Origin of the sequence: Bradyrhizobium sp., assembly GCF_030693485.1 — a bacterium.
GTDB lineage: Bacteria > Pseudomonadota > Alphaproteobacteria > Rhizobiales > Xanthobacteraceae > Bradyrhizobium.
The window spans coordinates 1-2938 of the sequence record NZ_JAUYAN010000102.1 but is presented as its reverse complement, the minus strand read 5'-3'; the positions used below and the strand labels follow the sequence as shown (position 1 = coordinate 2938).

The following is a 2938-nucleotide window of genomic DNA, read 5'->3' as shown; positions in this document are numbered from 1 at the left end:
CGGACAGACGCTCTTGTCCAGCGGGATAAAAGCTTCTTCCGCCGGGATGGTGGCGACCAGCTTGTAGTAGTCCCACGGGCCTTTGGATTCCGCCGGCTTCTTCACTTCGAACAGATAGGCCGGGTGGATCTTGCGGCCGTCGGCGCGGATCGAGCCCTTGCCGAACAGATCGTCGTCGGTCGGCATTTCCTTCATCTTGGCGACCACGGCGCGGCCGTCATGCGGGTTGCCGCCGAGGGCTTCCAGCGCCTTGAAGTAATGGATCAGCGAGGAGTAGACGCCGGCCTGCACCATGGTCGGCGGGCCCTTCTTGTGCTTTTCGTTGAAGCGCTTGGTAAAGGCGCGGGTCTTGTCGTTGGCATCCCAGTAGAACGTCTCGGTGAAGTTCAGGCCCTGTGCCACCTTGAGCCCGAGCGAATGGATGTCGGTGATGAACAGCAGCATGCCCGCAAGCTTCTGGCCGCCGGCGACGATGCCGAACTCAGCCGCCTGCTTGATCGAGTTGGTGGTGTCGCCGCCGGCATTGGCGAGACCGATGATCTTGGCCTTGGTGCTCTGCGCCTGCAGCAGGAAGGAGGAGAAGTCGGCGTTGTTGAGCGGATGCCGGACGGTGCCGAGCACCTTGCCGCCATTGGCGGTGACGACGGCGGCGGTATCGCGCTCCAGCGCGTGACCGAAGGCGTAATCCGCGGTCAGGAAGAACCAGCTGTCGCCGCCGGATTTCACCAGCGCCTTGCCGGTGCCGTTGGCGAGCATCCAGGTGTCGTAGACCCAGTGGACCGTGTTCGGCGAGCACTGCGCGCCGGTGAGGTCCGACGACGCCGAACCGGAGTTCAGGTTGACGACGTTCTTGTCCTTGGCGAGGTTGGAGATCGCGAGGCCGACGCCGGAAGAGGCGAGATCGACGAACACGTCGACCTTGTCGACATCGATCCACTGCTTGCCGATGTTGACGCCGACATCGGGCTTGTTCTGGTGGTCGGCCGAGATCAGGTCGATCTTCCAGCCCTTGGCCAGCAGTCCGGAATCTTCAATCGCCATCTGCGCCGCGGCCGACGAGCCGGGACCGCCGATATCGGCGTAGAGGCCGGACTGGTCGCCGAGACTGCCGACCTTGACGACCTTATCGAGCTTGGCTTGCGCGAACGCACTGCCTGACAACACCAGGCTCGTGGTTAGCACGAGGGCAGCCATCGATCGTTTCTTCATTATTCCTCCAAAGGATGTTTTGAAATTCACGCGAGATGATCAGCGCGAGCGGGCATTATGGCGCTGTTTTCGCCGGCCGCATAGCCGCCCGCGAAAAACAGCCGCCCGCGAAAAACAGCGTCGTGCGTCCTGAATATTTCACGTCGCGGAGAATTGGCGCCGTCAGCCTGCGGTCTCAGCGCCAGAAATAGCGGACGCCGGCATAGACGATGACGAGGCAGATGAAAATCAGCGCCACCGGAAGCCGGGGTTTGGCCGGCGGACCGGCGGCGGCCTTGGGCGGCTTCGGCGCCGGCCGCTTGAAGGCGGTGACGTTGTCCGCCACCTGGCCCTGACCGTTCATATGGGCCTTTACATCGGGCGGCGTGCCGGCGCCGCCCATTTCGCCGTAGTAACTGCGGAAAATCAGATGAATGGTGGCTTCCGAGGCCTCGGGTTCCGCCATCTTCTCGAGCAGGGTTTTATAGCCGGCGAGGAAGTTCTGGGCCTCCGCGGGCAGGGAGGAGGTGCCGTTCAGCTTGGCCAGCATCTTCCAGGTCGCAAAGTCGGCACGCGCCCTTGTGTCGGCACGTCGCGCGATCAGCATATCCGCAGCTTTGATCAAATTGGCCTCAGGCGTCGTCGGAGTCCTCTAGGGCTTAAACTACATATTGCCGGTCAATACGAGAAGTAAACGGATCACATATCCGGTCGATGTCCGCACTAACGACGAAATAACATCAAGATTTAGACCGAACTGGGAACCCGCCAGCGGCAGGACGATCAGGACCCCGATCAGGATCAGCATGCCCCAGGGTTCCAGCCTGGACAGCGGGTAGGCCAGCACGTTCGGCAGCAGCCCGACCGCGACCCGGCCGCCGTCCAGCGGCGGGATCGGCAGCATGTTGAATACCGCCAGCAGCACATTGATGATCAGCGCGTTCTTGAGGTTGTCGGCCAGCCATTTCGCGGTCTCCGCGGGCGCCAGAGGCAGGGCATGGAACGCCAGTGCCGCCAGCAGGGCCAGCCCGATATTGGTGGCGGGGCCGGCCAGCGCCACCCAGACCATGCCGAGCCGGGGGTTACGCAGATTGCGGAAATTCACCGGCACCGGCCTGGCATAGCCGAACAGGAACGGGGCGTGGGACAACAGCAGGATCCCCGGCAGCAGTACGGTGCCGAACGGATCGATGTGCTTGAAGGGATTGAAGCTGACGCGACCGAGGTCATAGGCGGTGTTGTCGCCGAGCTGGCGCGCGGCAAAGGCGTGCGCGGCCTCGTGAAATGTGATGGCGATGATCAGCGGCAGGACCCAGACCGAGACGTCGTAAAGGGAGATGTTTGAAAACAATGGATGTCCTGTCGAGTGATTTTGGAAGCGAACTTTTTCTTTCGTCGTCCTGCCTGGCGCGCAATTGCGCACAGGGCGCAGGGACCATAAGCCGCGGCTTCTCGTTTTGGAAATGCTGCTCGACGATTTTACCATCTTCGCGAACGGTAGTTGTCATGGGTCCCTGCGTTCGCAGGCACGACGAGGCACCTTTATAACGGCGGCGCCGTTTCCTGATATTGCAGCAAGCCGTCATCCAGCTTCACCCAGTCCATCTTCTCCGAAACCCAGATGTGCTCGGTCGGCGCAAAGGCGTTGCGGTCGTCGAAGGCGGCCAGCGATACGCCCGTCACCGTGCCGTTGGTTCGCCAGGAAAACAGCCGCGTGCCGCAGGTCTTGCAGAAAACCCGGTCGAGCGCT

4 protein-coding genes are annotated in these 2938 nt (G+C 62.1%); all 4 read right to left on the bottom strand.

Features of this window, described 5'->3' with window-relative positions; genetic code table 11:
* Positions 1-1209 (bottom strand): ABC transporter substrate-binding protein (locus Q8N40_RS07755; RefSeq protein WP_305711402.1); only part of this gene is annotated, 1209 nt, incomplete at its 3' end.
* Positions 1210-1384: 175 nt separating this feature from the next.
* Entirely contained in the window at positions 1385-1813 is a 429-nt protein-coding gene (locus Q8N40_RS07750; RefSeq protein WP_305711401.1) for a hypothetical protein, read from the bottom strand.
* 39 nt (positions 1814-1852) lie between these two features.
* Positions 1853-2539: a site-2 protease family protein gene (locus Q8N40_RS07745; protein ID WP_305711400.1), complete on the bottom strand. Its 687-nt coding sequence runs from the start codon at positions 2537-2539 to the stop codon at positions 1853-1855.
* A 191-nt stretch (positions 2540-2730) separates the two neighbouring features.
* Positions 2731-2938 (bottom strand): GFA family protein (locus Q8N40_RS07740; RefSeq protein ID WP_305711399.1); only part of this gene is annotated, 208 nt, incomplete at its 5' end.